The organism is Kosakonia beeri (assembly GCF_054165705.1).
In genome coordinates this window covers 1,848,420-1,873,211 of the sequence record NZ_CM135106.1, presented here as the reverse complement: position 1 = coordinate 1,873,211, position 24,792 = coordinate 1,848,420, and the positions used below count along the sequence as shown (strand labels likewise).

The following is a 24,792-nucleotide window of genomic DNA, read 5'->3' as shown; positions in this document are numbered from 1 at the left end:
TCATCGTCTGGCGACGAGCATTCGGCAGGCCTGCCGTTATGAGATATAGTAGCCGCTTATCTTTTGCAAACAGGTGGCACCCGCCATGGCTCTGATCCCAAAAAACTACGCGCAGCTGGAAAGCGGCTACCGCGAAAAAGCGTTAAAAATTTACCCCTGGGTGTGTGGACGCTGTTCCCGCGAGTTTGTCTATTCCAACCTGCGTGAACTCACGGTTCACCATATCGATCACGATCATACCAATAACCCGGCAGATGGCAGCAACTGGGAACTGTTATGTCTCTTTTGCCATGATCATGAACATGAGAAGTACACAGAGGCCGACCAGTACGGCACACGGGTAGTGGCGGGCGAGGACGCCCAAAACGACGTTGCAGCCGCCACCTGGAACCCGTTTGCCGATTTACAATCGTTGCTCAATAAGAAGAAGTAGTCTCGCCCGCACGGTGTCTCTGGGGCGTCACAGAGACACTGGCGGATAACCCGGCCACTAACTCTACCCCTTCAGGCAAAGTATCAATGTGAATGCGCACCGGAATACGCTGTGCAAGCCGCACCCAGTTGAAGGTGGGTTCCACATTGGGCAACCCCAGCCCGCCTGTCTCGTCATTATTGTCACCGATCCCATGCCCAATGCTTTCCACATGGCCGCTGAGGGTAGGCTCAACCCCCATCAGGGCGATTTTGGCGCTATCCCCCACACGAATATGGTGCAGTTTTGTCTCTTCAAAATAGCCAACGACCCAAAAACTGTGCGCGTCGATAATCGCCACGTTCGTCTCCCCCGCCGTGGCATAGTCGCCGGCACGTAACCGGAGATGCGTGACATAACCCGAAACAGGCGCCCGCACCACAGCGTGAGCTAAATTGAGCCGGGCCAGCTCCAGCGCAGCCTGCGCCCCCTGATAATTCGCGGCGGCCACGCTTGCGGCACTGCCTGTTTGCTGGAGGTCTTCGCCAGAAATCATGCCTTTAATCTGTGCGCGTCGCCGGGCTGCATCCTGGCGCATCACCCTCTCATGGTGCTTTGCCTCAACGTCAGCCTGCGCACTGGCGACGGCCAGCTGCAGCCAGTGCGGATCAATGGAATAGAGCACATCGCCACGTTCCACCCACTGATTATCGCTCACAGCCACCTGATTCACGGGACCGGAAACGTCTGGTGCAATCCGTACCACGTCCGCACGCACCCGGCCATCACGCGTCCAGGGGGTTTGGGCATAATGTTTCCAGAGAAGGTACGCCAGAAACGCTGCCATCATCACGGCACTTAACGTCAGTGCATAGCGGCCCAACAGAGAAAAAAACGATTTCATGCGAATAACCCCAGCGCATTCAGCCCCTGCAACAGCAAGGAAAAGGTGACGATATACAAAGAGAGCCCCATCAGCGGGCGACAAGGCAAGCGGCGGCAGAACCTGCTAAAAGCGAAAAATGGCACCCATCCCAGTGTGCAGAGCAGCGCCGCCAGCGCGATGAGCAGCAGGCCGGGTACATAGACACCGCCAAGATTGATGTCATTAATCACTCATCTGCTCCTTCTCCCGCTCCCACAAGGCGCAGTGCAGATCCACCAGTCGGTCAGTCAGCACACGCGTTGCCTCATCCGCCGCAGGCGAGTAAATACCAATCAATACAACGATACGCTGGCGTAAAGCCGGGATGTCTGTCCGCCGGCTTAGCCGGGCCAGCACATCATTGATGTCACGAGCCACATCACTGCCAGCCGGGGCAGTGATGCGGCGTAAATGCAGAACAGCGAGGCCAAGACTCAGGTAATGCAGTATCTCGTTAAGCACCTGCCCGGAGGCGCGATCGCTTCGCTGCAAGCGCGGCAGCAACAAGGCTGTACGGTCAATCATCAGATTGGTCCAGTGCACGTCATCATGCTTAAAAGTGCCTTTTATGCTGTGCCGAATGTCGCGCCGGCACAGGGCCAGCAAACGGTTGATGGCGGCGTCGGCCTGCACGGTTTGCAGCAGGCTCATTCCAACCACCGCAAAACCGGTAGCAGCAAATAAGGCGATCGCGGTGTTCACCGCCGCCGCAAAGTCACCGCTGTAGTGAGCGCCTAACTCACATAACACCGGTAATGTCAGGGTGATGCCCATCGCCATAAAAGTGGTAGGTGGCCGCGCCTGCAGCGATCCGGCCAGCAGATAAGCCGGGGCGAGCACGGCCACCAGCACCGGAAATTCAGCCACCTGCGGCAGCAGGGCAAAGCTGTAGAGCAGGCTTATCACCACGCCCCAGAAAGAACCGATAATGTATTTCACAATGTGTGGCGCAGGCGTGTCGAAACTGCCAAACAGCGTGCAACAAACCCCAAGAATAGAGACCGCCGTCCCCCCATCAGGCCAGGCCGGGAAAATCCACACCAGGCAACCGCTGAAGATAATCACCGCCGCGCCCAGCGCAGTGCGCGCGGCCGTCAGGGGATCGCGATGAAACACATAGCCTTTTATCCCCTGCTCTTGCGCCTCCATCGGCAGCGGTTTCGCATGGTGGATAGCCGCGGCAAAACGCTCGCTTTGTTGCAGCAGTGCAACGGCCTCCGTCAGATGACGGGCGATGCTCAATTGCACGGCCTGCTCACGATTGCGCACATGGGCAGCGCGCTGCTGCATTACCTGCTCACCGTATTGCTGTAGCGCACACCCCCTGGTTTTGCGCTCCACGTCTTCCTCACAGGTCAGCCAGGCCTGCACATCGTTCAGCAGTCTCTGCAGGTCGGCTGGCAGCGCGTTAATCATCTGTAAGCGATCGCGTAATTCGCCGCTCACTATCAACAACCGTGCCAGTCGATCGTGAATGGCTTTTCTCGCCTGTCGTACAGGTGCCGAGAGAGTGAAGTCATAAGGAATATGGTGGCTGATGCCCTGCAGGAACTGCAGTGACTGAGCCAGCCGCATAGTGCCGTGTAGCTCATGCACATTGCCGCTTAGGGTGTCGGCAAGGCGCTGCCGTGCAGAGCGCAGCGTCTCTGCTAAGGTGCTGTTGAACAGACCGGAAAGCCGTTTCGGCAACACATAGCGATGGATCACGGCGGCGCAGAAAAGACCAATGGTGATCTCCTGTACCCGGGTGATGGCGGTGTCAAACATCGCCCCCGGATCGGTAACCGCAGGAAAGCCAATCAAACTGGCGGTGTAACCTGCCAGCACAAAAGCGTAAGCGCGCGGCGTGCGCTCAAGTAGCGATAAAAAAAGGCAGAACGTGATCCAGCCAGTAAGCACCGCGCTGCATAGAATCGGCATATTCACGAAGGCAGGCACAATCAACACGGTCGCCCCGGCCCCGATGACCGTTCCAGCCAGACGATAGAGACTCCGACTCAGCGACGCACCCACCGAGGTTTGCGACACAATATAAACAGTAATGATTGCCCAGGAGGGCCTTTGCAGGCCGACTGACAACGCGATGTAATAGGCCAGCATCGCGGCGGCAAAGCTTTTGGCAGAGTAGAGCAGCGCACTGGCATCATTCAGTACGGCAGGGGCAGCAAGCGCCCGCAGCACCCGGCGACACACCTCGCCGGTAGCCCGCCAGGCGGGCGAGTAAAAGCAGTCTGTTTTGTTCATGCCGGGATTATTACCGGCTTGCAGATGCGATTAAATACTCTATTCTGTCAAAAAATACCTAAATGTGGCCAATCACGTGAACCCTCAATTCGCTACAACCTTGTTTGACCCCGATAGCACCGCGTGCCCGGCTGTCGCACGTCATCTGGATTTTATGGAATATGCCGCAGAAGTGCCGGTGCATACCCACCGCAAAGGGCAACTGATTATTGCGCTGTACGGCGCGGTGATCTGTCGCGCGGAAAACGATATCTGGATAGTGCCGCCCGATTGTGCTGTCTGGATCCCTGGCGGCATTCCGCACAGCGCCACTGCAACCTGGAATGCGCATCTCAATTATTTGTTTATTGAACCGGGGGCCGCCACGTTGCCGGAAAAATGTTGCACGCTGGCGATTTCTCCCCTGATTACTGCCCTGGTGGACCGGTTAACCCGCGAAGGGGTGGATCAGCCGCCGGATAGCCATGTCACCAGGCTGACCCGTGTGACGCTGGATGAACTGGTGACAATGCCGCAGCAAAAACTGAGCCTGCCGGTTTCCGCCAACCCTAAAATCCGTGCCATGGCCGATACGCTGGTCAGCCACCCGGAGGATCGCAGCACCTTTAAAACGTGGGCAAAACGGCTGGCGCTCAGCGAACGTTCCCTTGCGCGTTTAATGCTGCGCGAAACCGGGCTGACTTTCGGGCGCTGGCGTCAGCAACTGCATTTGATCATTGCACTGCAAGAGCTGGCCAGCGGCGTATCCGTGCAAAATGTGGCAGCGAAACTGGGTTATGAGTCGGTCAATGCCTTCATTACTATGTTCAGGAAAACCATGGGCAGCACACCTGCGCACTACTTTGCCGAACGCAAAGCCGGTGCGCGCTAACGGTGGGCATGCCCCTTACTCAGGCTGCGCGAAAAAACGACCTTTACGACGATCCTGTTCCAGAATTGGTAGATACCCAGCGACGAACAATCACTGTATATAGAGTCAGTATTATCCGCGTTCAGGGAACCGCAGCATGAGTCGGGACAGATATCACCTTTCTATTGCCGTCTTCGTCTTACTTCTTGAAGGAGACGAGATTTTGATGCTACAACGCGCCAATACGGGCTGGATGGATGGCTGCTATAGCTTACCCGCAGGAGGACTTGAACAGGGGGAAACGCTATCTTGTGCCGCAGCCAGAGAATTAAAGGAAGAGACCGGTGTTGAGGCCTCGCCTGCCTCAATGCATCTTGCTCACACCCTGCATGTGTGGACTGAAAACCGTTCCTGGATGGGTCACTTTTTTATCTGCCGTCAGTGGCGGGGGCTGCCTTTCCTGGCGGAACCCGACAAACACGCAGACGTCCGTTGGATGAATATCACCATGTTGCCTGACAAGACCATCCCGTATGTGCGCCAGGCGATAAACGCCATTCATGACGGGCAAACCTATTCAGAATTTGGCTGGGATGAAAGGGTTTGAAACGGGTTAGCAGCAGGAAGTACAGCGTCTGCCCTTATAATAAGCAGCCGCTTAACACTGAGCAACACGAGACAAAACATTGCCAACATTAAGGGTAAACAGGAAAGAAATATGACCAATCTTGCGCGCACTGCGGCTAACAATACCACGGGCGTTTTTGCCCTTCAGAACTATAAAGATCAGGGATACCGCATCCATTGCAGCCGGGAGCAGGTGAAAAAATTAACGGGCGTTGAAGTTAAACCGGAACACCGCCGCTTTTTCACACACGCGCGTGGCGAGGTGTATCTTTCCCAACCTTACCCCACGGTTGAAGAAGGCAAAGAAGCCGCAATCAAGTTCTTCTCGCTGATAACGGGCGTTCAGGTCTACTGGAACCCTAACGAAAAATAACGCTATTGCAGAGGTAGCGGCGAAATGATTGAACGCCTCCCTATTCATACAGACATCAATGGGATTTTTTATCGGGCAATCGATCCCCTCTACCGGGAATTTGCGTTGTCGGGCTCCAGCGCGCCTGGACGCTATTCGAACAGCCATCAGCCTACGCTCTATCTCAGTTCCTCTCCCGAAGGGGTAGAAGCCGCAATGCAAACGCATAAAGGCAACCGGAGCGCCCGCCTGGAAATTGTAAAAGTCAGAGTTATCGCGCATAAGATTCTGGATTTGAGAAACAGTGAGGCACGACGGGCCGCTGGCATTGACCTTAACGATGCGATTTCTCCCTGGCAGGAAGCGGTGAAGGAGGGAGGTATTCCACGCTCATGGCATGTCCGTGAGCGCCTGGAATCTTTAGGAATGAACGGGTTAATCGATCCCTCCCGCAAAGCGCCCGGCCTCTGGCATCTGGTGCTTTTCTCCTGGAATGGCAGCAGCCTGGCTCAGGTGTCTCTTATTGAATAAATGATTCCCCCAAAAGCGGTTACGCCAACAAGGGGGTAAAGATGGTGTTAACTGAACCGGATATGACGTCGGTATTGCCGCGGTGATCACCTCATAAGTGCTATCGACTGCTTATGTGGTACAGTACCGCGTCTGCTTTCATGCGAGTCCATTTCCCAATGTAAAGATGCTCTCTTTTTAACAGTTTTGCCCTTCCGCACTGCCAGTGGGCTTTGCGGGCTTCTGTTATTTATGATGAGAATCTTTATACATGAATACCTTACTGCTTGCGCTCATTCGCGCACTGCGTCGCCATGGCTGGCTGCGCTTCCTGGGTTTTGCCTACATTTTGTCATCACTCGGTAATGGGCTTACTCAGGTCATTGTGTTTTCAACACTTTTACACTGGCAGGCTTCCCCTGCGACACTTACCCTCGTTTATCTGTTGTCGATGGTGCCCAGTTTTATCGGCAGCTTGTGGGGCGAGACGCTTTGCAAGCACGTTTCACCGCTGCGGATCCTTATTCTGACGGAGCTACTCGGGCTGCTTGCCCTGGCTTTCCCATTATGGGGGGTGTTGTGGCATAACATTCCGGCGCTGCTGGCTGTTCAGAGTCTGGAGGCCCTGCTCAGCGGCATGAGTTATCCGGCGCTGACACTGCTGTTTAAACGTGGCTTACATCATGACGAGTTACCCGCAGCCACCGCGATGGAAACCCTCATTTTTGCCGCCCACGTACTCCTGGGAACCGGACTGGGCGTATTACTGTTCGACGTGATGTCGCCTCTCCATCTTCTTGCCATAGACGCCCTGAGCTTTGCCGCGTCTGCTGTTTTATTGCTGGCCTCGGCGTCTGTATTTCAGGTACTGACGTGCCATCCTGAAGAGAAAGCAACGGTTATGCAGAAACGCTTCTGGCCAACGCTATCTCCCTTGCAAAAACGAAGCGTGATGCTGTTACCTGCGCTTGCCGCAGTGGGTTCTCCGGCTATGGCACTTTTACCGGCGCTGGCACAGGAAGTCAGGCCTGAAGATCCCGCCAGCCTGGCACTCCCGTTGCTTTTCGCTCGTAGCCTTGGGCAACTCTGTGGCCCGCTAATGCTTGATGCCCGTAAAATGCAGCGCTATGGCGCGAATAACCGACTGTTGCTGGTATGCCTGGGCGGGTTTATTGGCGGGTATTTTCTGTTACCGCTCTCCGCCGGATCCCTCTGGGCCGGGCTGGTGATAATTTTCAGTGCCCACGTGGCGTCGAATATGGTGTTTGCGTTGGGAACCTTCGGCGTGCTTAAACACTTCCCCGAAGACCAGGTGGCGAGAGCCAGTGCAATGACATGGCGTTCACAAGTCATGACCGCCGCGTTCTTTACCGGCATCACCAGTGTGATCGCAAATAACCTGAGTGCATTTACGGCGCTTTACAGCATGTCACTCCTCAGTCTGGGTGGCGTTGGCGTTTTGCTCTGGGTCTATAGCGCAAGCACAACAGACTAAAATCCGCCCGGCCTGTTTCTGGCCGGGCATATCAATACTTAAGAAAGGACTGTGGTGAAGCGTGCTGCCCTGGGCGGCACGCTTTGCATCACTGACCACTCATTAATCAGTTACTTTGCCGCGCGGATCCTCAATGTGCTGTTTCGCGACCTCATAGCGAACCCCTTCACGATGCAGGATGCGTACATGTTTAACTACCGTCGCCAGCGCCGTTAAAAACGTCTCTGCGTTTTCATGCCGTTCATACGCCTCGATGTCGGTCCAGCCCTCAGACAAGTGAAAAGCGTCCGGGTTAAGCAGATCCTGAGAAAAGGCATAAAACACGCAGCCTGGCATTTGTTGTGCGGCCTGCATGTCCGGTTTTACGGCATCGATAAAAGTCTGGCGATCCTCCGGATGTACGCGGTACCAGGCGCTCACCACAATTTGGGTGGCCTGCGTTTTATCATGGTCGCCCACAGAAGACGGACGTGCAGCCGTTGTATTTCGTTTCATTTTTCTCACCTTAGTGTCGATAAATTCAGAGCGTAAAGGATTAAACCGACGGCCATCAGGCGGACTGCCCGCCGCCGAAGGCGCGCCATGCTGCCAGCGTATCCAGCGACTCACGCAGCAGCGTGATTTTCCCCCCTTCTGCCACCAGCCGTCCGGCATAGGTCTGTTTATAAATACGGTCGGTCCCGGCGATTGCCGCCTCTACGCTGTATTCACCGAAAGCCTGGGTCGGGGTATCGATAAAAAACTGGATATGTCGGAAACGAAAATCCGGAACCTTTGCCAGTAACCCGGTGATGAAGGCCTCGATTTGGGCAGGCCCCTGTGCGCGATGCGGCAGACCCAGCGTTTGCAGGTAAGGCAGCTCCAGCACGCCTTCATCGGCAAAAAGGGCGGCGGCGATGCCGGGATGCTGAATGCTGTCCAGGTAGTTTTGCAGTAACTGCACGGCGGTTTTCATGGTGAGTACGCTCCTGTTATTGAGGTGCCGGGCCGGTATCGGCGGCGTTAAGCCACAATAAAGAGACTCAGGAGCGTGTGAAATAGCAAAGAATGAAACTCATCCTTTCAAAAATGAAAGGATGGCCGCCACGGGGAGATCAGCCGGGCCAGCGCCAGACGGGCTGGCTGAGATGCCGGGCAAAGAAGTCGGACAATACTTTGACTTTTAACGGACGACTGCGCGATGTGGGCGTAACAAAATAGAGCCCACCCTGGGTCATGGACCACGGTTCCAGCAGCTGCACAAGTTGCCCGTTTTGCAAATACTCTGCTGCAATAAACTCCGGCAGCTCGGCTATACCCAGTCCTGCCAGCAGCGGCGGCAGCAACGCATCGGAATTGGTCACTCTGAGCGGGCCGTTGGGCACGATATCCTCCTGCGCGCCGGACGGATGGGTAAAACGCCAGACCTGGCTGCGTGCCCGGTAGGCATAACTGAAACAGGGCCGGGAAGATAACTCGCGAGGATGCTGCGGCGCGCCGTGTGCTGCAAGGTACGCAGGGGCGGCCACCAAATATTGCGTTACCGCGCACAGCTTGCGCGCCACCAGCGAGGAGTCCGGCAACGCGGCAATACGCAGTGCGGCATCATAGCCTTCTGCAATCAAATCAGCGGACGCATCAGACAGATGCAGATCCACGCTCAGCTCAGGGAACGCGCGGATCAGTTCTGGCAACAGAGGTGCCACCCAGCGCAAGCCAAACGACATTGGCACCGCCAGCCTTACCAGGCCGCGCGGCTGCACCGACAGTTCATGCGCTTCGCTCTCCACCTCTTCCGCCTGGCGATACATCTCCGAGGCTTTTGCGGCCATGCTCTGACCAAACTCCGTGAGGGCAAGCTGGCGGGAGGTACGGTTAAACAACCTGCCGCCCAGGCGCTCTTCAAGCCTTGCAACAGCACGCGAGACGGTCGGCACGGAGACGCCCATCACTCTTGCCGCTGCGGCAAAAGAGCCCTCTTCGGCCACTTTGGCGAACATCGCGAGTCCTTCGAAATCAGGGAACCTGGTCATTTCAAATCTGCAATGATGAATTTCGAATCATTCTATTTTGAAAACATCCTGCCGTCGATATGCTTTTCCCATCGCAACCCTGACAACAGGAACACCCCCATGAAAACGAACCGTATCACTTCAACGCTCTTTGCATCTTCGCTGCTGTTAGCCGCAGCCAGCATGGCTGCACCGGCTTTCAGCGCCCCGTCCGCGCCGCTGGTCGCCGTGGCGGGTGTCGATCATACCGGCATCAATGTGCCGGATCTGGACAAGGCGATCGTTTTTTTCCAGACCACCTTCGGCGCGACGCTGGAGACAGACGCGACACCTGGCCCCCTCCCGGCAACGTGGAAATCTGCCTTCAACTGGCGCCGCTCCAGCGAGCTAACGCGTTTTGTCATGTTGCGTCTGCCAGACGGGACCGGGGTGGAACTCTTTCAGTACCGGGGCGAGCACATTAACCATCACCGCCCACACCAGGATGACGACGCGGCCACCCATATCGCGCTGAGAACGCATGATGTCTTATCCAGCTATGAGGCGATCAAGAAAGCGGGACTGAAAACGCTTAACGAACCAGTGACTAATGCCGATGGTACTCAGTGGTTTTACTTCCTGACACCCTGGGGCTCGCAGATTGAACTGGTGGGCAACGCGCGCCCGAGACAGTGACGGCCTGCACTCACCGGAGAAAGCAATGAAAACGTTAATCCCCAAAAGGATACTGCTGGCTGCACTGCTGGCAGGCACATCTATCACCTTCGCAAAGAGCACGACCATGAACATTGAGACAACCCTGGCAGCCCCTGCAGAACTGCAACAGCTCATCGACAACCATTTTGCGCTCTGGAATAACACCGATGCAGCAGCGCGAGCGAAAGGTTTTGCCGCTGTCTACACGGCCGATTTTTTCGTGGCCGACGAAAACGGCCTGTCAGCGGGATCGGCGCGTGTCAATGCCGCCATCCGTCAGGTTCAGGCACAACATCCGGGGTTTATCTTTACCCCAGCGGCGGCAGAGTGGAATCACGGCATTGCCCGTGTAACCTGGGGTTACGGCCCGCAGGACAACCCTTATCGGGTGCGCGGAGAGGATATCTTTACGCTTAAAGACGGTAAGCTGTCGAGTGCACGCGTGTTCCCTGGCCGTTGAGGCAACAGGCTGGCGGGGACTTCCCCGCCAACGCGCGACCCGAGGTAAAAAAGCGCTGAGCGCGTTAACGCTCTTACCCGCCAGGCAAAGCCCTATTGCTCAGCGGAGTGTCGCGATTCCCAGGCCAGTAAATAACTCAGCAATGCCGGCAGCAGTGTCAGGGTAAAAAACGTGGCTGCCACCAGCCCGCCGATAATGGCAAATGCCATCGGTCCCCAGAAAACCTGCCGGGCAATGGGGATCATGCCGAAGATCGCCGCACAGGCGGTCAGCATAATAGGCCGGGCTCTGTGTTTCGCCGCATTCACAATCGCATCCTGGCTGGCGAGGCCCGACCTGAGGTTCTCGTCGGCCTCGCTAATCAGGATTATCGCATTACGGATGATCATGCCACTCAACGCAATAACGCCAAGCAGCGCGACAAACCCCAGTGGCGTGCCGGTTGGCAGTAACGCGGCAACCACCCCGATAAAGCCAAATGGCGCCATCAGCGTGGCGAGGATCACCCGTGAATAACTCTGCAGTTGCACCATCATGACGCCGAGCATCACGATCACGGTTACCGGCAGCACGGACATCAAAGAATCGTTGCCTTTGTCAGACTCTTCAGATGCCCCGCTCACCGCCACATTGTACCCGGCCGGCAGCGTTTGCCTGAAGCGATCGATGACCGGAACCAGCGCGGCTCCCACCCGGTTGACATTCTGCCCGGCGATGACATCGCCCTGAATCGTTACCGAAGCTTCCCGGTTACGGCGCTGGATCTCCGGGGTGGTTAAGCCCCATGACAAAGAAGCCACCTGTGATAAGGGAACTTTCGCGCCCGTCGCGGTTGTAATCAGCGTCCCTTCCAGACCGGAAAGGTTGTGTCTGTCTTCATCGCTGCCCTGCAAAATAACCTCTGTACGGTGCGTGTTCTCCCGCAATTCAGTCACCGGCAGACCGGTATAAAACATGTTCAGCGTTTTCGCGATGCGCTCAGCGTCAAGGCCCGCGAGGCTGGCGGCGGCCTGGTTGATTGTGACCTTCACGGTACGCTGCGGATCGCCCGCCGTCATATTCAGTCCCGTGACGCGCGTATCTTTTGCCAGCAGGCCAGACAGTTGGTGTGCATAAATGCGGGTCTGATTGAAATCCGGCCCGGTAACACGGTATTTCAATGGCCAGCCAACCGGCGGGCCCAGTTCAAGCGGCGCAATACGCGTCACAATATCGCTGAACTGCTGTTGCAGAACGGTGGTCAGTTCAGCCTGCAGCGTTTCCCGCGCGGCCAGATCTTTCGCGACCACCACCAGTTGAGCGGTATTTTCTGCGTCCGACAAAATATCCATCGGCAGATAGAAACGCACCGCGCCGGTGCCAATGTACGAGGAGTAGCGGCGAACGTTCTGATTGTTACTGAGAAGTCTCTCCAGCCGCCGGGTCTCTTTTTCGGTCAGCGCTTGCGTGGCGTTTTGCGGTAACGTCAGGCTGACAAGCAGTTCCGGGCGGTCTGAGGCGGGGAAAAACTCACTTTTCAACCACTGACTGCTCCAGGCGGCGATCACGAACAGCAGCACGGATGAGGCAATAACGGCGATGCGGTGACGTAGGGTAAATGCCAGCAAGCGGTGATACATCCCCGCCACGCGACCGGGTCGGGCATCATCATGCCGGGCGACCTTCGCACCATTGAGTAGCCAGACTCCGCTAAGGGGGGAGAACAGCACCGCCACAATCCAGGAACTGAGTAAGGAAATAAAGATCACCGCAAATAACGAATAGCAGTACTCCCCCGCCATCGATTTGGCGAACCCGACGGGAATAAACCCGGCAATCATCACCAGCGTGCCTGTGAGCATTGGAAAGGCGGTTTTGACAAAGGCGCTGGAAGCCGCTTTGCGCAACGGCTCCCCTTTCTCAAGGTGTGAAACCATCGACTCAATGGTGATCATGGCGTCATCCACCAGCAGACCCAGCGCGATGATCAACGCACCCAACGAAATCCGCTGTAGCCCTACCCCGGCCAGATCCATCCCCACGAAAGTCAGCGCCAGCACGATAGGAATAGCCACAGCGACAACCAGCCCTGCCCGCAACCCCAGCGAAACAAACGATACGGCCATCACAATGATGATGGCTTCCAGCAGGACGTGTAAAAAGCCGTCGACGGCCTCGTCAACAATCGCAGGTTGCGTGGCGACTTTGGTTATCGTGATGCCATGCGGCAGCGTGGCGGTGATCTGCGCCAGCTTGTTATCCAGTGCTTTGCCAAACTGCAACATATTGCCGCCCGGCGACATCGCGATGCCGATGCCCAGTGCAGGCTGGCCATTAACATGGAACACCGGCTGCGGCGTTTGCGCGTTTTTTCGCGTAACGGTAACGATTTCCGGCAGCGAAATGGCGCGCCCGCCGGCATGCAACGTGATCTGTTTCAGCGCATCCTCATTCAGCTTCGTGCCGCTGATTTGAAAACGGATACGGTCATCCGCGGTGCGTAAATCTCCTGATGGCGTGACGGCATTATTGTTTTTCAGCGCCGTCAAAATGTCGTCCGGGGAGATCCCCATGGTCGCAAGCTGGCGTGCAGAGAAGCTCAGGATCACCTGCTGGGGCTGCACACCGATCTGTACTGTGCGGCCGATATCCTTCACCGTGCGGAGATCGCGCTGGATGTTATCGGCGAAAGTGCGGAACTCCTCGCTGGAAAACCCCTCACCGGTGATGCCATAAATCGTGCCGTAAGTGGCATCGTACTCATCGTTTACCGCCGGTTCGCTGGTACCTTCTGGCAGGCTGGGGGCGATATCGCGCATTTTTTTGCGCAACGATTCCCAGGATGGCTTCACCTCAGAAGGCGGCGTGGCATCCAGCAGGTTCACGGTGATTTCGCTATGGCCGTTACGACTCAGGCTGTCTACGCTGTCAAACCAGCGTAGCTCCTGCACCGCTTTTTCGATCGGATCGGCCACCAAATCGACCATCTCCTTCGGGGTGGCTCCCGGCCAGTCAACGCTGATCACGGCGGTTTTAATGGTAAAGGCCGGATCCTCGTCACGCGGAAGTGCGGTGAAAGAGAGGCAACCTGCGGCCATAATGATCAGCAGAAAAAAACTGACCAGTTGCTGATGGGCTAAAGCCCATGCGGAAAGGTTATATTTCTCAAGATTCATTTTGCGGCCTCAGCACCGGTACTCACCTTTTCCCCGTTCTGTAATGTATTGACGCCAGCCGTGACCACTTTCTCGCCGGTTTTCAGGCCCGCCGAGACGTAGGCTTTATCCGCAGAAAAACGGGCGATGCTGACCGGGCGGATATCGAGTGCGCCGGTGGTCGGGTTGACAACAAATACCGCCGGTTGATCGCCCGCACGCGTCAGTGCAGAGGCAGGTAAAGGCATCACCTGCTCTTTTGCAACCGCAAGCTCAACAGAGACTGCTGTGCCAAACACCGGATCAACACCCTCTGTCACCAGCGAGGCGCGAACCAGACTGGTGCGGGTGGTGCTGTCGAGTTGCGGAGTGATGTACCTGATGTGTCCGGGCAGGCGGCGACCTGCGTAAAGCACAGTAAGCCCGTCGCCGGGGTGAAGCGCTGCTGCCAGTTCAGAGGACACGCTGAATTGCACTTCCGCCTGTGCAGAAGCGATCTTGAGCACATCCTGACCAGCGGAGATGTTTTGCCCAACCATCGCGGGATAAGCCGTCACCCTGCCATCGAACGGCGCCTGCAGTTTGCTGAAATCGGATCCATTCAGGGCGTTATTTTTTTGCGCCTGCGCACGGACTTTGCGCGCGGTCAGTGTGGCAAGAGAGGATACCGCCTCTTCAAGTTGAGCGCGTGAAACGGTGCCAATAGCAAACAGCTTTTTACTTCTTTCCAGGGCCTGGCGCCCCTTCTCCTCGGCCACCACGGCATCCTGATATTCCGCCAGTGCCGCAGCGGTGTCTTCGGCGCTCTGCGTTGCCGTCAGTTGCGCTACCGTCTGGTTTTTCGTCACGCTGGCCCCAACATCGACCGGCTTGCTGCCCAGTTTACCGTTGAGACGAAATTGCAGTGTGACCTCTTCGGCAGGCTCAATTGTTCCTGTCCAGGTCATGGACGGCGCGGGCTGCGCCTGGCTAACGATCCAGGTCTTCACGGGCCGCAGAGACGCGGTTTTTATCTGGCTATCATCGCACGCCGCCAGCAGCAGCGAAAAAGCAAAGGCGCAAATCACTTTACCTGAAGGCGAGGTGATCCGTTCCTGAAGCGTTGTTTTTTTCTGATATCGCATCATATCAATCCCGGGTTATTCCAGGTCAGTATCTCAACGCAGGAAGAACAAGGAATAGATGAGGGATTATCAAGATATGGTCAACGCTAATAAAAAATCCCCCTTTACCACAATATTGCGTCAACCTTGAATGGCCCTTGACCGTTTATTGATAAAGCTCTGGATAATCTGCCGTGCAGGCGGGAAAAGCCGTCTTTCATTCATATTCACGAGGCTTCGGAGACGGAATAATGGCGTCAGCGACCACCCCACTTTCATTATTAACTGCCGCACTGTTTTCAGCATTATTAACAGGCTGCCATCTTGCGCCGAATTATCATCGCCCGGACGCGCATATCCCCCTGCGCTGGAATCAGCAGATCATTGCGGATAATACAGTAGCTGTCGCTTCTCACACCGCCCCTCCTTTTTTTAGCGATGCCCGATTACAACAATTGATCGCGCTGACCATCGCCGGAAATAAAGACATGCAGGTTTCAGCGCTGAATTTAAAAAAAGTCGCGGCGCAATATGGCGTAGAACGGTTATCACCGCTACCGAATATCACTCTTACTCTCGAGAAAACCGCGGCCCATGAACCGGCTGGCATCTTCGACACCGTCGATACGGGAGCGGTAACGTGGCGACAATATGATGCAAAACTGGTGTCAGCCTCGTGGGAAATCGATTTTTGGGGGCGTCTGCAAAGCCTGAAAGAGGCCGCGCTAAACGAGTATCTCGCTGCCGGAGCCGCCTCAAGGGCGCTGCGCATTAATTTAATCGAACAAACCGTCAGTGCCTGGTTTACTTATCTCTCCACCCAGCAAGCCGTGGGTATTTATGAGCGCCTGGTTAACAATACACTGACGCTGAAAGAAATGGCGCAGCAGGCCTGCGCGGCAGGCGCGTTAAGCCAGAATGAAGTCATGAATGCCAGCAAAGCGGCCGACCGCGCGCAAGCGCAACTGATGCAGCTTAAGTTACAGGCCCAGCAAAATTACAATGCCTTGCAACTTCTTGTCGGCCAGCCGTTGCCTGCCTCGTTGTTCACTGGCGCGACCCTCGATCAGGCCTGGCATTTCCCGGCGCTGGCAAGCGGCTTGCCCTCCGAAGTGCTGCTCAAACGCCCGGACATCGTGGCGGCAGAGTACCAATTGCAGGCTGCAAACGCGCGTATTGGCGCGGCACGGGCAGCTTTTTTCCCGACCATCTCAATTACCGCGGCGGGCGGCTCCTCCTCGGCAGATCTCGGTAAGCTGTTAACAGGCGGCACCGCGGCCTGGAGTTTTGTGCCCTCCATAACATTGCCCATCTTTGATGGGGGAAAAAATGCAGCCAACCTGACGAACGCCGATCTGAATAAGCAAATTGAAATAGTGAATTACCAGAAAGCCATTCAACAGGCATTCAGGGATGTCTCCGATGCCCTTGCAGGCCAGACGGCCATGAAAGCCCAGTTGGATGATAGTGAGGCGATATACCGCGCGGCACTAAAACAGTACCAGATGAGCACCATGTCTCAGGCTGCCGGTCAGCTCAGTAAAGAGAGCCTGATACAGCAAAACAACGACCTCCTCGAAGCACAAAAACAACAGCTTGAATCGCGTCTGCACTATCTGATTCAGACGGTAAAACTGTATGCCGTGCTGGGTGGCGATAATACGATTTAACGCTTTTTTAATTCAGGTTACGGAATAATGAATATAAAACATAAACTCATGGGGTGGTCCCCCTGTGATTTTGAACGTTATGCCGCTGCGTATTATCAATTTGGTGGCAGCGTAAATATGCACCCGGATCTGGTGCAATTCTTTTTAAAAAAAGGGTGTATGAAGTTCACATTCTGGCACTATTGCCAGCGGGGCGAAACCACTGCTGCGTATTTCACTGCTGATGGGAAACACGTCGGATTGAATGTCTGGCGCGACTATCCGATATCCTATGATGAGGTGATGATGCCAGTGGCTGCGGAACAAAAAATCTGGTTTCCGGAGCGAACGAATCGCCTGTCGGCGGCAAATCGTCGCAATATTATTAATGCGGCATTTATTTACCGTAACAAACGCCAGATATGCCGCATAAAGGATCACTTTTCCGTCAAAACCACACGCAAAAGAAACAGTGAATTAAAAAAATTTCTTGCGGCCGGCGGCACCTGTTATCCGCTCGCTGAATTGTCCTCCGCCGAGATTGCCCGGCTTTATGTATACCTTTTCAAACGCCGTTTTGCTGATACGGTAAGATGCTATGACCGAATGAAAATAACAGAATTGCTGTCTGCTGTACGGCATATGATTTTTGGCAATGTCTTGTTTTTTGACGGCATGCCCTGTGCCATTGACCTGGTTCTGGCGGCTCCGAGCCAGCGTATGATTTATTTTGATGTACCCAATGGCGGGCTGGATCCGCAATTTGCGCAGCACAGCCCCGGCAGTCTGTTGATGTGGGCGAACATCACCGATGCCCGCAAATTATGCCACGCACAAAATAAACACATGGCCTTTGCTATCGGACTGTACGACAAGAACTGGGAATATAAACTGCGGTGGTCAGAACCGACGCGCACCGGCAAAATAATCTGCTAACCGCTTCGTACAGCGGTTATTTTCGACGTGATGCGGGAGCATCCAGCATTATTGCCAGCACAATCTGAACAGCAAAAAGAAACAGCGCGATGATGAGTATCCAGATGCAGCGATAAGGCATTTTATGATACGCGGACAGCAAACAATCAATGAGCGTAAACGACATGGTAAACCTCCGTTTACCCTGTATTTAACGCCCTCATCATCAAGTTTCTGCGCGCGTATTGTTAAGAATACGTCAACCTACCCAATAAATTAACGCACGCGAAGTTGCACATTGAATGCCAGCCCACCCTCGCTGCACTTTTCAACGCTCAGCTTACCGCCGTGCGCTGCGCAAATAGCGTGAGCGATGGATAACCCCAGCCCGGAACCACCGGCATGGCGGGAGCGGGAGGTATCTTCGCGCACAAACGGGGCAAAGATATTTTCCAGAAAATTATCCGCTACCGCGGGCCCCTGATCCCTGAAAATAACGCTGACTGTCTCGCCGTCGGTGCGATAACTGATCGCGATGATTTTCCCGTCAGCGGCATAGCGCAACGCATTATCCATCAGTATCAGGAAAACCTGGCCAATACGATACGGATCGGCCATTGCCGTAAGCGCGGGCAATTTCTGCTGGGTAATGGCGACCCCGGCCTTTTCTGCCGTTGGCGTTATCCATGCAATCTTCTCCCGGACAATATCATTGATATTGACCGGCATAATATTGAGGTTAAGCTCACCGGCATCTGCCAGTTTCAGCAAATGCAGATCTTCTACCAGCCGGTTCAGGGCTTTCATTTGTCGCATGACCATATTCAACTGGTCCGGCGTGGGTTCAAATATCCCGTCAATCATCCCTTGTAAGCGCCCAATGGCGGCAGTAAGCGGCGAGCGAAGCTCATGCGCCAACATGACGTGCGCTTTTTTCAAGTCCTTTTCATACCGTTCAAGCTGCAACGACATGCCATTAAAGTTTTCAGTGAGGCTGCGTAATTCAAGCGGCAGTGTTTCAGGAACCGGTATTTTATAGCCGAACCCCCCCGTGGCCACAGAGCGGGCAGCGCGATCCAGCCGGCCGATATGGTGTGAAATGGGCCGCGCAGCCTTCAGTGTAACCAGCACAATAACGGGAATAAACACCAGCACCAGCGCAACCAGAATCAACCAGTCCATAACCCCGATAGTTGGGTCGGAATAGTGTAGCCCGTACCAGGTATCAATAATTTGGTGGTAACGGTTAATGTCCTGCATCGGGTTTTGAAGCAGCACAGCGAGTTCCGCTCGCACTGCTTCCGGCATCCGATATTCGTGCCATTTATTCTGCACATAAAATCGCAGCCACATGAGAAAAGCGATAATGAAAATGCTGCCGACGGCAAGCGAGACCAAACGCCGGCAAATCCATGCCCATAAGGTGCGCGGTTCTTTTTGCGGCTGGGACTGAAAGGGTTTCATAGGTTGGCAAACCTGTAACCAATGCCGCGAATATTAATCAGCAGATCGGTTTGCCCTGCCGCTTCCAGTTTTTTGCGTAAATTATAAATATGGGTATCCACCACGCGTTCCAGCGCATCACTTTCAGGCAGGCAGGCTTCCAGCAACGCCTGGCGGGTGAACGCTTTATTCGGCGACTTCAAAAAAGTGACCAACAAGGAAAGCTCCGTCGGCGTCAGATCCAGTATTGTTGAGGCCCCGTTTCCATCTTCCACACTGACGGTCATCGACTCGGTGTCTGCTTTCAGCCCCCTGAACTGAATCAAGGCATTACTGCGTTCGCCCGCATAGCGCCGCAGCACGGCATGCACCCTGGCCACCACTTCACCGGGGTTATAGGGTTTGACCACGTAGTCATCGGCGCCAAAACGCAGCGCGGTGATTTTATCGCTACCGTCACTGACCGCGGTGATCATGATCACCGGCACATCGCTCCGGCGGCGCAGCGCAAGCAAAACATCCGTGCCACTCAACGCGGGCAGCATTACGTCAAGCAAAACAATGTCAGGCTTCCAGCTAAACACCAGCTCCAGACCACGCTGGCCATTGCTGGCGATGGATGTTTGAAATTGATCATGCTTGAGATAAGCCTCAAGCACATTCGCCGCATCGAGGTCATCTTCAATAATTAAGACACGTTTCACATTCGCACCTTGACAGAATCTTGATTAAATCTTGCAGGTATTTTGATTATCTGCATGCATACTTTGAATCCCATTGTTGTAAGCATAATTGATCCCGGGAGTTTTATGAAGGAAATAAAAACCACTGTTGCTGCATTATTTATTATTTCATTTTCAGTGCACGCTGCAGCAGAAAATTCATCGTCATCAATTACCCTCGGACTGGGCGCACAGTATGCACCAAAATATACCGGTTCCGATAAGTATGAGACGCATGCATTACCTTACTTCGAATGGACTTCTGGTGGCTGGTTCCTCAATACAGAAAAAGGCCTGGGTTATAGCCATCAGTTCGACAATGGTCTTTATCTCGGTCAGGCGATTGGCTATTCGACAGGCCGCACGGATAGCGGTAACTCATGGATTCAGGACGGTTCGGACACGCTAAAAGGCATGGGGAAAATCGACCCTGCAATAACCACCACAGCGACGATGGGATGGTGGGCCACCCCGTGGATTGGCTTTGAAGGTAATATCATTGCTCCGCTGACGGACAGCCAGGGGATGCAATATACCGGGAAAGTGAATATTGTGGCCTTTAATAATGATATTGATACGCTCGTTTTCAGCTCTGAAGCCAAATATGGTGATGCCCGCTTTAATAATACCTGGTTTGGTGTGAATGATAAACAAAGTGTAAATTCTGGCTTCAGAAAATATTCTGCGGGGAGCGGTATTAACAGTATTGATTACGGTATTAACTGGCAACATATGTTCAGTAATAACTGGTCAGGTTATGCTGATGTGCGTTATACCACTTTACCCAATCGGGTGAACAACAGTCCGATTGTTAAAAAAGACGATTATTTTACCTTCACCCTCGGCGCAGCTTACACATTTTAAGATGCGAAAAACCTGTCTGACGGCATGAAGCCAGCAGGCAGGTTTACCGCAACATCGTCTCTTGCAGGGCGTGGCTGAATGCCTTTTACAGCGGTGTAACCGCGTCCACCTGATGCTGAAAAACATAGGGGTCGGACAACAACGCAAAAACCTCATCGTCCGGATAGGTCACGGCAACATGATAATGTTCCCCGGCGAATGCCTTCACCGCCGCAAGATCCTGCCAGTAGGTGGCAAGAAAAAAATGCGCCCAGTCCCCCTGATCTTCTCTGCGCACCCACGCGCCCCGGTTTCCCGCGATGCTTTTAGCATGTCATACACCGGTAAGTTCAAGGTGTTTCGCGAAGCCTTCCGCATGCTGAAGCGGAACGCAACCGTGCCATGTACGGACAATCATGCGTTTTTCCTCTGTTGGTCATGAAGGAGCAGCATACCCTCCTTCGTTAGGCAGAGTGTCACGCCCGCTACAGGCTGTGCCAGGCTTGAAGGGTAAACAAAAAAAGGACAACGCGATGATCACACTTTGCAACGCCTGCGGCACTTCCTGGTCCATAACGTCCTCCCCTCCGGCACGGTGCGCCATTTGTGCGGATGCGCGTCAGTTTGTGCCCAAAACTGGGCAGCAATGGGTTAACTTCCCTGACCTCATTGCCACGCACACCAATAAATGGCAGCAGCACGAACACGATCTGCTGAGCATGAGCACGGTACCGGAATTTGCCATCGGCCAACGAGCGTTCCTGCTGCGCACCGCGGAAGGCAATATTTTATGGGACTGCATCGCCAACCTGGACGATGCCACCAAAACGCTGATTTCCGCACTGGGTGGGCTAAAGGCTATCGCCATTTCACATCCGCATTTTTACACCACTCTGCAAGACTGGGCGGCGGAATTTGCGGCTCCGGTTTACCTGCACGCCAGCGATCGCCAGTGGATCATGCGCGACAGTCCCTACCTGACATTGTGGGAAGGCGATTCCTTTGCGCTAAACACAGAGGTGAGCATTCTCCGTACGGGCGGGCATTTCCCCGGCAGCAGCGTGCTGCACTGGTCACGCGGCGACGGCGCGTTGTTCACCGGCGATACGTTGCAAGTCACGCCTGGCGCAAATGCCGTCTCGTTTATGTGGAGCTACCCCAATATGTTGCCGCTCCCCGGCGCAACGGTTAGCGAGATGGTGCGCCGCCTGGAAAGTCTGCGGTTTGCGAAACTCTACGGCGGGTTTGAAGGCAGAGAAATAACGGAACAGGCAGACGATATCGTGCGCCGTTCCGCTGAAATGTATATTGCCTGCCTGGAGGACACACCGGCAAATCATTGCCGGTGAGAAACGTTGGCCAGATTGGCTGTGGCCCGCTTTTTAGCTTCCGCCTGGGCCGCTGGCGGCGATCACCTTCGCTGTCGGTGCCCACTTTTCCGCGAAGCCCTGCGCAATCATCGCCGGTTCAATGCTGTAGATCGTCACGCTGACAAGGTGATAGTCGACAAAGGGATCGGTTTGCATGTACTGCACGACGTGCTCTTCATTTTCCCCGTCAAGCAGAATAAACCCGCCGCGGTTGTCACTTAATGGCCCGGCGAAAATAACCCTGCCTGAACTCATCCCATTAATTAGCCAGGTTTTATGCCCTTCAAGGTGAACGGTAAGTTCCTCTTTGCGGCACTGGTAATGCAGTATGACAGCATGCAACATCATTATTTCTCCGCACGTAAAAGATCGTCGATGACTGAAGGCAGGGTTTCCAGCGCTTGTGCAATCCCGCGCTGTTTGATTTCATCGGTTTTAGACGCACCCTCAGCCCGGATCACGGCAATATCTGTAATGCCGAGGAAACCCAGAAACGTGCGCAAATAACGCTCCTGAAAATCCATTTTTTCCAGGGGTGTCTGATAATAAAACCCCCCTCTTGCGGAAACGATGATCACCTTTTTCTCTTTCACCAGCCCGATCGGGCCTTCTGCGGTATAACGGAAGGTTTTACCCGGCTGGGCAAGGCGGTCAAGCCAGGCTTTCAGTTGGGAGGAAACAGAGAAATTGTACATCGGCGCGCCCATTACAATCACATCACTTGCCAGAAACTCAGCCATCAGTGTGTCTGACGTTTGATATTCACGGGTCAGTGCGTCGGGTGTGGGCTCGTTACCAGGAACCGGGCGGAAACCTGCGGCGATGGCTCCCGTTAAATGGCTGATTTCGTCTTTCACCAGATCCCGGTAAATCACGCTATTAACGTTTCCGCGCGCGGTCAGCGTATTGACAACCTCGCGGGAAAGCTGACGAGTAAGGGAATATTCTCCGGTAATACTGGCGTCGAGATGCAGGACTTTCATACGTTCCACCTTTGCAAAGAAGGGTTAATGAAGACGACGTGCAGCCCGGTCTATCAGTTCGGCCACCGCTGCAGGGTGCGACATCATAGACATGTGAGCTGAAGGTACTCGTGAAACATGGGCATTGATCTGCCTGGCGAAACGGGCCTGAACCGCTGCGTTCAGCGCGTGGTCATTTTCGGTAATGAGATACCAGCTCGGTTTGTCACGCCACGCAGCAGCAGTCACTTTCTCCTCAAAGGCTGCCGCCGTAATAGGTTGTTGAACAGCGGCCAGCAGACGCGCCTGCGGCGCGGCAAGATCATTGGCCATCAGGCGCTGAAACATCGCGGCGTTATCGAGCCAAATCAGGCCCTGCTTATCCGCTGTCATACCCTGCATTGGCGCACCAAACCGCGCCAGCGCTTGTGCTACCGATTCACCCCTGTCCGGTACCAGCGCAGATAAATAGACCAGCCCCTTTACCGCTGCCGCATTTCCGGCCTGGGTGATCACCGCGCCACCCCATGAGTGCCCCACCAGCAACACACTCCCTTTCTGCCGTTCAATCACCCGTTCTGTGGCTGCCACATCCTCATGAAGCGAGGTCAGCGGGTTTTGCACGGCGGTAACGTGATACCCCTTAGCCTGAAGCCGTGCCGTTACGGCAGACCAGCTTGAGCCATCGGTAAAGGCACCGTGAACCAGGACGATATTTTTGATGTTGCGATCCTCCGCGTGTGAAGCCGGGTTAAACGCCACCAGCAGGCCGGTCATTAGCCTCAGTCGTCGAATGATGTTATTGAAATGTCTCACCCTGCCCCGCTCCTTATTGCGTGAGTGCAGTGAATTTTCATCAGTGTAACGGCCAGCGTTGTGCGCTATGAAGTGTCTTTAATGACATGTAACATGCAAAATCAGACATTATTTCAGCTTCGGGAATTCACCATGAAAATTGGCTTACTGGCACTGCCGGGCAGTATGCGATCGGCCCTCTCCGGGCTGGCGGACATGTTCTGGCTGGCAAATCAGGTTATTGTGCAAAACCCGACGCTCAATCCAGCGCTGCAACGCGACTCGCCTTTTTTTGACGTCAGCGTGATCACCCGCGACGGTAAACCCGTTGCCGATGTGCAGGGTCGGGAAATAGCCAGCGACGGTGCCTTTGACAGCGTGCCGCGCTTCAATCTGATCATTGCCAGCGGCATGCAACTGGATGAGCAAAAATACCCGCTAGAGCGGGAAGCCGTGACAGCCGCCGCCGCGTGGCTGAAACAGCAATACCAGCAGGGAAGCGGTGTAGCCGGTGCCTGCGCCGGCAGTTTTGTGCTTGCTGAAGCGGGGTTACTGGATGAACGGGATTGCGCCACCACCTGGTGGCTGTATCACACCTTTCGGGATCGCTTCACAAAGGCCCGACCGCAATGGGGAAGAGTACTGGTCGAACAAGATAACGTGGTGACCACCGGCGGCCCCCTGTCATGGGTCGATTTGGTTATCCACCTCGTCCGCCAGCATGCGGGGAGCGAATTAGCCAGACTGACCGCCGATATGGCGGTGGCGGACAGCCAGCCCTTGTCGCAACAGCTTTATGCCCCTGGTGGCTTCCTTAATGCCAGGCACCCTCTTCTGATGCAGGCAGAGCATCTGGTGCGGTATCAGCACCCGGACATCACCGTCGAACAACTGGCGGCGGCGCTCAACATGACCACCCGCACACTGAACCGCAAAATGGCGGCGCTCATTCAGGAAAGCCCAAAAGCGTTTATTACCCGGGTGCGAATTGAAAATGCGGCCATGCTTTTGTCCATGCCGGCGAAAAGCGTATTACAGGTGGCGCTCGCTTGCGGTTACAAAGATGAGACGGCGTTCCGGCGGGCTTTTAGTGCGCTGATGGGCATGTCGCCGGGCAGTTACCGCCAGTGGGTTAAAACCCGCATGGGCGATGTCAGCCCCACCTGACCACGCCGCCTTCTACCGTTGCGGATCGTCTCTGTCAGCCTGCTGTCAGGCGGCTGTCGCCTGCCTGCCGTGGGCCTGACGGTGAACACAGGGCAACCTCTTCCTGCTTGCGAACGCTGGCTCTGGC

At 54.9% G+C, this 24,792-nt stretch carries 26 protein-coding genes and 1 pseudogene; 13 read left to right on the top strand and 14 right to left on the bottom strand.

Going from position 1 to position 24,792, the window contains the following annotated elements:
• Window positions 1-85: 85 nt before the first annotated feature.
• Window positions 86-433 carry an HNH nuclease YajD gene (yajD, locus tag ACUY4S_RS08980; protein ID WP_312687516.1) on the top strand — a complete coding sequence of 116 codons (348 nt, stop codon included), beginning with the start codon at window positions 86-88 and terminating at the stop codon, window positions 431-433.
• Here the strand turns inward: yajD and ACUY4S_RS08975 are convergent.
• From ACUY4S_RS08975 to ACUY4S_RS08965, 3 genes are read right to left on the bottom strand one after another with little or no spacing between them, the layout of a single operon-like run.
• Entirely contained in the window at window positions 417-1,316 is a 900-nt protein-coding gene (locus ACUY4S_RS08975; RefSeq protein ID WP_458022582.1) for an HlyD family secretion protein, read from the bottom strand. The two genes, yajD and ACUY4S_RS08975, sit on opposite strands and share 17 nt — an antisense overlap.
• On the bottom strand, window positions 1,313-1,528 hold the full coding sequence (locus ACUY4S_RS08970; protein WP_312687520.1) for a DUF1656 domain-containing protein: 216 nt from the start codon (window positions 1,526-1,528) through the stop codon (window positions 1,313-1,315). Before ACUY4S_RS08970 ends, ACUY4S_RS08975 begins: the two co-directional genes overlap by 4 nt.
• A complete protein-coding gene (locus ACUY4S_RS08965) occupies window positions 1,521-3,437 on the bottom strand; it encodes an FUSC family protein (protein WP_458022647.1) in 1,917 nt (638 codons plus the stop codon). The genes ACUY4S_RS08970 and ACUY4S_RS08965 overlap by 8 nt, the downstream gene beginning before the upstream one ends.
• Before the next feature lie 220 nt (window positions 3,438-3,657).
• Here ACUY4S_RS08965 and ACUY4S_RS08960 point away from each other — a divergent pair, with 220 nt between their 5' ends.
• The 5 genes from ACUY4S_RS08960 to ACUY4S_RS08940 all read left to right on the top strand — a co-directional run bounded on the left by ACUY4S_RS08960 (window position 3,658) and on the right by ACUY4S_RS08940 (window position 7,415).
• Window positions 3,658-4,452 (top strand): AraC family transcriptional regulator, encoded by a 795-nt coding sequence (locus ACUY4S_RS08960; RefSeq protein ID WP_458022583.1) that lies wholly within the window; start codon window positions 3,658-3,660, stop codon window positions 4,450-4,452.
• Between the two features lie 136 nt (window positions 4,453-4,588).
• Window positions 4,589-5,038 (top strand): NUDIX hydrolase, encoded by a 450-nt coding sequence (locus tag ACUY4S_RS08955; protein WP_312687525.1) that lies wholly within the window; start codon window positions 4,589-4,591, stop codon window positions 5,036-5,038.
• A gap of 111 nt (window positions 5,039-5,149) precedes the next feature.
• Complete coding sequence (locus ACUY4S_RS08950) at window positions 5,150-5,431, top strand: hypothetical protein (RefSeq protein WP_312687527.1); 282 nt, start codon at window positions 5,150-5,152, stop codon at window positions 5,429-5,431.
• Window positions 5,432-5,455: 24 nt separating this feature from the next.
• Window positions 5,456-5,941, top strand: a complete 486-nt coding sequence (locus ACUY4S_RS08945) for an RES family NAD+ phosphorylase (RefSeq protein WP_458022584.1) — start codon at window positions 5,456-5,458, stop codon at window positions 5,939-5,941.
• 250 nt (window positions 5,942-6,191) lie between these two features.
• Window positions 6,192-7,415: an MFS transporter gene (locus ACUY4S_RS08940; RefSeq protein ID WP_458022585.1), complete on the top strand. Its 1,224-nt coding sequence runs from the start codon at window positions 6,192-6,194 to the stop codon at window positions 7,413-7,415.
• A 102-nt stretch (window positions 7,416-7,517) separates the two neighbouring features.
• On the opposite strand, the gene ACUY4S_RS08935 is transcribed toward ACUY4S_RS08940, so the two are convergent.
• The 3 genes from ACUY4S_RS08935 to ACUY4S_RS08925 all read right to left on the bottom strand — a co-directional run bounded on the left by ACUY4S_RS08935 (window position 7,518) and on the right by ACUY4S_RS08925 (window position 9,394).
• Window positions 7,518-7,910: a putative quinol monooxygenase gene (locus ACUY4S_RS08935; protein WP_458022586.1), complete on the bottom strand. Its 393-nt coding sequence runs from the start codon at window positions 7,908-7,910 to the stop codon at window positions 7,518-7,520.
• A 55-nt stretch (window positions 7,911-7,965) separates the two neighbouring features.
• The gene (locus tag ACUY4S_RS08930) at window positions 7,966-8,370 is read right to left on the bottom strand and encodes a nuclear transport factor 2 family protein (protein ID WP_312687533.1); all 405 of its coding nucleotides are present in this window, start codon (window positions 8,368-8,370) and stop codon (window positions 7,966-7,968) included.
• A 139-nt stretch (window positions 8,371-8,509) separates the two neighbouring features.
• Window positions 8,510-9,394 (bottom strand): LysR family transcriptional regulator, encoded by an 885-nt coding sequence (locus ACUY4S_RS08925; protein WP_312687535.1) that lies wholly within the window; start codon window positions 9,392-9,394, stop codon window positions 8,510-8,512.
• Window positions 9,395-9,526: 132 nt separating this feature from the next.
• Here ACUY4S_RS08925 and ACUY4S_RS08920 point away from each other — a divergent pair, with 132 nt between their 5' ends.
• Together ACUY4S_RS08920 and ACUY4S_RS08915 are read left to right on the top strand one after the other, a co-directional pair.
• On the top strand, window positions 9,527-10,081 hold the full coding sequence (locus ACUY4S_RS08920) for a VOC family protein (protein ID WP_458022588.1): 555 nt from the start codon (window positions 9,527-9,529) through the stop codon (window positions 10,079-10,081).
• Between the two features lie 25 nt (window positions 10,082-10,106).
• A complete protein-coding gene (locus tag ACUY4S_RS08915; RefSeq protein WP_458022589.1) occupies window positions 10,107-10,562 on the top strand; it encodes a nuclear transport factor 2 family protein in 456 nt (151 codons plus the stop codon).
• A 92-nt stretch (window positions 10,563-10,654) separates the two neighbouring features.
• Here ACUY4S_RS08915 and ACUY4S_RS08910 read toward each other — a convergent pair whose 3' ends face one another.
• Window positions 10,655-13,717 carry an efflux RND transporter permease subunit gene (locus ACUY4S_RS08910; protein ID WP_458022590.1) on the bottom strand — a complete coding sequence of 1,021 codons (3,063 nt, stop codon included), beginning with the start codon at window positions 13,715-13,717 and terminating at the stop codon, window positions 10,655-10,657.
• Entirely contained in the window at window positions 13,714-14,823 is a 1,110-nt protein-coding gene (locus ACUY4S_RS08905; protein ID WP_458022591.1) for an efflux RND transporter periplasmic adaptor subunit, read from the bottom strand. The genes ACUY4S_RS08910 and ACUY4S_RS08905 overlap by 4 nt, the downstream gene beginning before the upstream one ends.
• A 227-nt stretch (window positions 14,824-15,050) precedes the next feature.
• On the opposite strand from ACUY4S_RS08905, the gene ACUY4S_RS08900 reads away from it, so the two are divergent.
• Together ACUY4S_RS08900 and ACUY4S_RS08895 are read left to right on the top strand one after the other, a co-directional pair.
• Window positions 15,051-16,469, top strand: a complete 1,419-nt coding sequence (locus tag ACUY4S_RS08900) for an efflux transporter outer membrane subunit (protein ID WP_458022592.1) — start codon at window positions 15,051-15,053, stop codon at window positions 16,467-16,469.
• Window positions 16,470-16,496: 27 nt separating this feature from the next.
• The gene (locus ACUY4S_RS08895; protein ID WP_458022593.1) at window positions 16,497-17,384 is read left to right on the top strand and encodes a GNAT family N-acetyltransferase; all 888 of its coding nucleotides are present in this window, start codon (window positions 16,497-16,499) and stop codon (window positions 17,382-17,384) included.
• Between the two features lie 255 nt (window positions 17,385-17,639).
• Here the strand turns inward: ACUY4S_RS08895 and ACUY4S_RS08890 are convergent, their stop codons facing one another.
• Window positions 17,640-18,827, bottom strand: coding sequence for a sensor histidine kinase (locus ACUY4S_RS08890; protein WP_312687545.1), 1,188 nt, complete (start codon window positions 18,825-18,827; stop codon window positions 17,640-17,642).
• Window positions 18,824-19,510 (bottom strand): response regulator, encoded by a 687-nt coding sequence (locus ACUY4S_RS08885; protein WP_312687547.1) that lies wholly within the window; start codon window positions 19,508-19,510, stop codon window positions 18,824-18,826. The genes ACUY4S_RS08890 and ACUY4S_RS08885 overlap by 4 nt, the downstream gene beginning before the upstream one ends.
• Window positions 19,511-19,615: 105 nt before the next feature.
• Between ACUY4S_RS08885 and ACUY4S_RS08880 the strand changes: the two genes are divergently transcribed.
• A complete protein-coding gene (locus ACUY4S_RS08880) occupies window positions 19,616-20,392 on the top strand; it encodes a MipA/OmpV family protein (RefSeq protein ID WP_458022594.1) in 777 nt (258 codons plus the stop codon).
• A gap of 85 nt (window positions 20,393-20,477) precedes the next feature.
• Here ACUY4S_RS08880 and ACUY4S_RS08875 read toward each other — a convergent pair.
• Window positions 20,478-20,789 (bottom strand): annotated as a pseudogene (locus tag ACUY4S_RS08875) (hypothetical protein).
• A 115-nt stretch (window positions 20,790-20,904) separates the two neighbouring features.
• On the opposite strand from ACUY4S_RS08875, the gene ACUY4S_RS08870 reads away from it, so the two are divergent.
• Entirely contained in the window at window positions 20,905-21,720 is an 816-nt protein-coding gene (locus ACUY4S_RS08870) for an MBL fold metallo-hydrolase (protein WP_458022595.1), read from the top strand.
• A gap of 33 nt (window positions 21,721-21,753) precedes the next feature.
• On the opposite strand, the gene ACUY4S_RS08865 is transcribed toward ACUY4S_RS08870, so the two are convergent.
• From ACUY4S_RS08865 to ACUY4S_RS08855, 3 genes are read right to left on the bottom strand one after another with little or no spacing between them, the layout of a single operon-like run.
• Entirely contained in the window at window positions 21,754-22,089 is a 336-nt protein-coding gene (locus ACUY4S_RS08865; RefSeq protein ID WP_458022596.1) for a YciI family protein, read from the bottom strand.
• Window positions 22,089-22,724, bottom strand: a complete 636-nt coding sequence (locus tag ACUY4S_RS08860) for an FMN-dependent NADH-azoreductase (RefSeq protein ID WP_312687556.1) — start codon at window positions 22,722-22,724, stop codon at window positions 22,089-22,091. The genes ACUY4S_RS08865 and ACUY4S_RS08860 overlap by 1 nt, the downstream gene beginning before the upstream one ends.
• A gap of 24 nt (window positions 22,725-22,748) precedes the next feature.
• Complete coding sequence (locus ACUY4S_RS08855; protein ID WP_458022648.1) at window positions 22,749-23,480, bottom strand: alpha/beta fold hydrolase; 732 nt, start codon at window positions 23,478-23,480, stop codon at window positions 22,749-22,751.
• Between the two features lie 120 nt (window positions 23,481-23,600).
• Here ACUY4S_RS08855 and ACUY4S_RS08850 point away from each other — a divergent pair, with 120 nt between their 5' ends.
• Entirely contained in the window at window positions 23,601-24,665 is a 1,065-nt protein-coding gene (locus ACUY4S_RS08850; protein ID WP_458022597.1) for a GlxA family transcriptional regulator, read from the top strand.
• The last annotated feature ends 127 nt before the right edge of the window (window positions 24,666-24,792 follow it).

Coding starts and splice junctions, on each gene's coding strand:
- yajD (WP_312687516.1), top strand. CDS start 86: ATGGCTCTGATCCCAAAAAACTACGCGCAGCTGGAAAGCGGCTACCGC.
- ACUY4S_RS08975 (WP_458022582.1), bottom strand. CDS start 1,316: ATGAAATCGTTTTTTTCTCTGTTGGGCCGCTATGCACTGACGTTAAGT.
- ACUY4S_RS08965 (WP_458022647.1), bottom strand. CDS start 3,437: ATGCTGGCCTATTACATCGCGTTGTCAGTCGGCCTGCAAAGGCCCTCC.
- ACUY4S_RS08955 (WP_312687525.1), top strand. CDS start 4,589: ATGAGTCGGGACAGATATCACCTTTCTATTGCCGTCTTCGTCTTACTT.
- ACUY4S_RS08950 (WP_312687527.1), top strand. CDS start 5,150: ATGACCAATCTTGCGCGCACTGCGGCTAACAATACCACGGGCGTTTTT.
- ACUY4S_RS08945 (WP_458022584.1), top strand. CDS start 5,456: ATGATTGAACGCCTCCCTATTCATACAGACATCAATGGGATTTTTTAT.
- ACUY4S_RS08940 (WP_458022585.1), top strand. CDS start 6,192: ATGAATACCTTACTGCTTGCGCTCATTCGCGCACTGCGTCGCCATGGC.
- ACUY4S_RS08935 (WP_458022586.1), bottom strand. CDS start 7,910: ATGAAACGAAATACAACGGCTGCACGTCCGTCTTCTGTGGGCGACCAT.
- ACUY4S_RS08930 (WP_312687533.1), bottom strand. CDS start 8,370: ATGAAAACCGCCGTGCAGTTACTGCAAAACTACCTGGACAGCATTCAG.
- ACUY4S_RS08925 (WP_312687535.1), bottom strand. CDS start 9,394: ATGTTCGCCAAAGTGGCCGAAGAGGGCTCTTTTGCCGCAGCGGCAAGA.
- ACUY4S_RS08920 (WP_458022588.1), top strand. CDS start 9,527: ATGAAAACGAACCGTATCACTTCAACGCTCTTTGCATCTTCGCTGCTG.
- ACUY4S_RS08915 (WP_458022589.1), top strand. CDS start 10,107: ATGAAAACGTTAATCCCCAAAAGGATACTGCTGGCTGCACTGCTGGCA.
- ACUY4S_RS08910 (WP_458022590.1), bottom strand. CDS start 13,717: ATGAATCTTGAGAAATATAACCTTTCCGCATGGGCTTTAGCCCATCAG.
- ACUY4S_RS08905 (WP_458022591.1), bottom strand. CDS start 14,823: ATGATGCGATATCAGAAAAAAACAACGCTTCAGGAACGGATCACCTCG.
- ACUY4S_RS08900 (WP_458022592.1), top strand. CDS start 15,051: ATGGCGTCAGCGACCACCCCACTTTCATTATTAACTGCCGCACTGTTT.
- ACUY4S_RS08895 (WP_458022593.1), top strand. CDS start 16,497: ATGAATATAAAACATAAACTCATGGGGTGGTCCCCCTGTGATTTTGAA.
- ACUY4S_RS08890 (WP_312687545.1), bottom strand. CDS start 18,827: ATGAAACCCTTTCAGTCCCAGCCGCAAAAAGAACCGCGCACCTTATGG.
- ACUY4S_RS08880 (WP_458022594.1), top strand. CDS start 19,616: ATGAAGGAAATAAAAACCACTGTTGCTGCATTATTTATTATTTCATTT.
- ACUY4S_RS08870 (WP_458022595.1), top strand. CDS start 20,905: ATGATCACACTTTGCAACGCCTGCGGCACTTCCTGGTCCATAACGTCC.
- ACUY4S_RS08865 (WP_458022596.1), bottom strand. CDS start 22,089: ATGATGTTGCATGCTGTCATACTGCATTACCAGTGCCGCAAAGAGGAA.
- ACUY4S_RS08860 (WP_312687556.1), bottom strand. CDS start 22,724: ATGAAAGTCCTGCATCTCGACGCCAGTATTACCGGAGAATATTCCCTT.
- ACUY4S_RS08855 (WP_458022648.1), bottom strand. CDS start 23,480: ATGACCGGCCTGCTGGTGGCGTTTAACCCGGCTTCACACGCGGAGGAT.
- ACUY4S_RS08850 (WP_458022597.1), top strand. CDS start 23,601: ATGACATGTAACATGCAAAATCAGACATTATTTCAGCTTCGGGAATTC.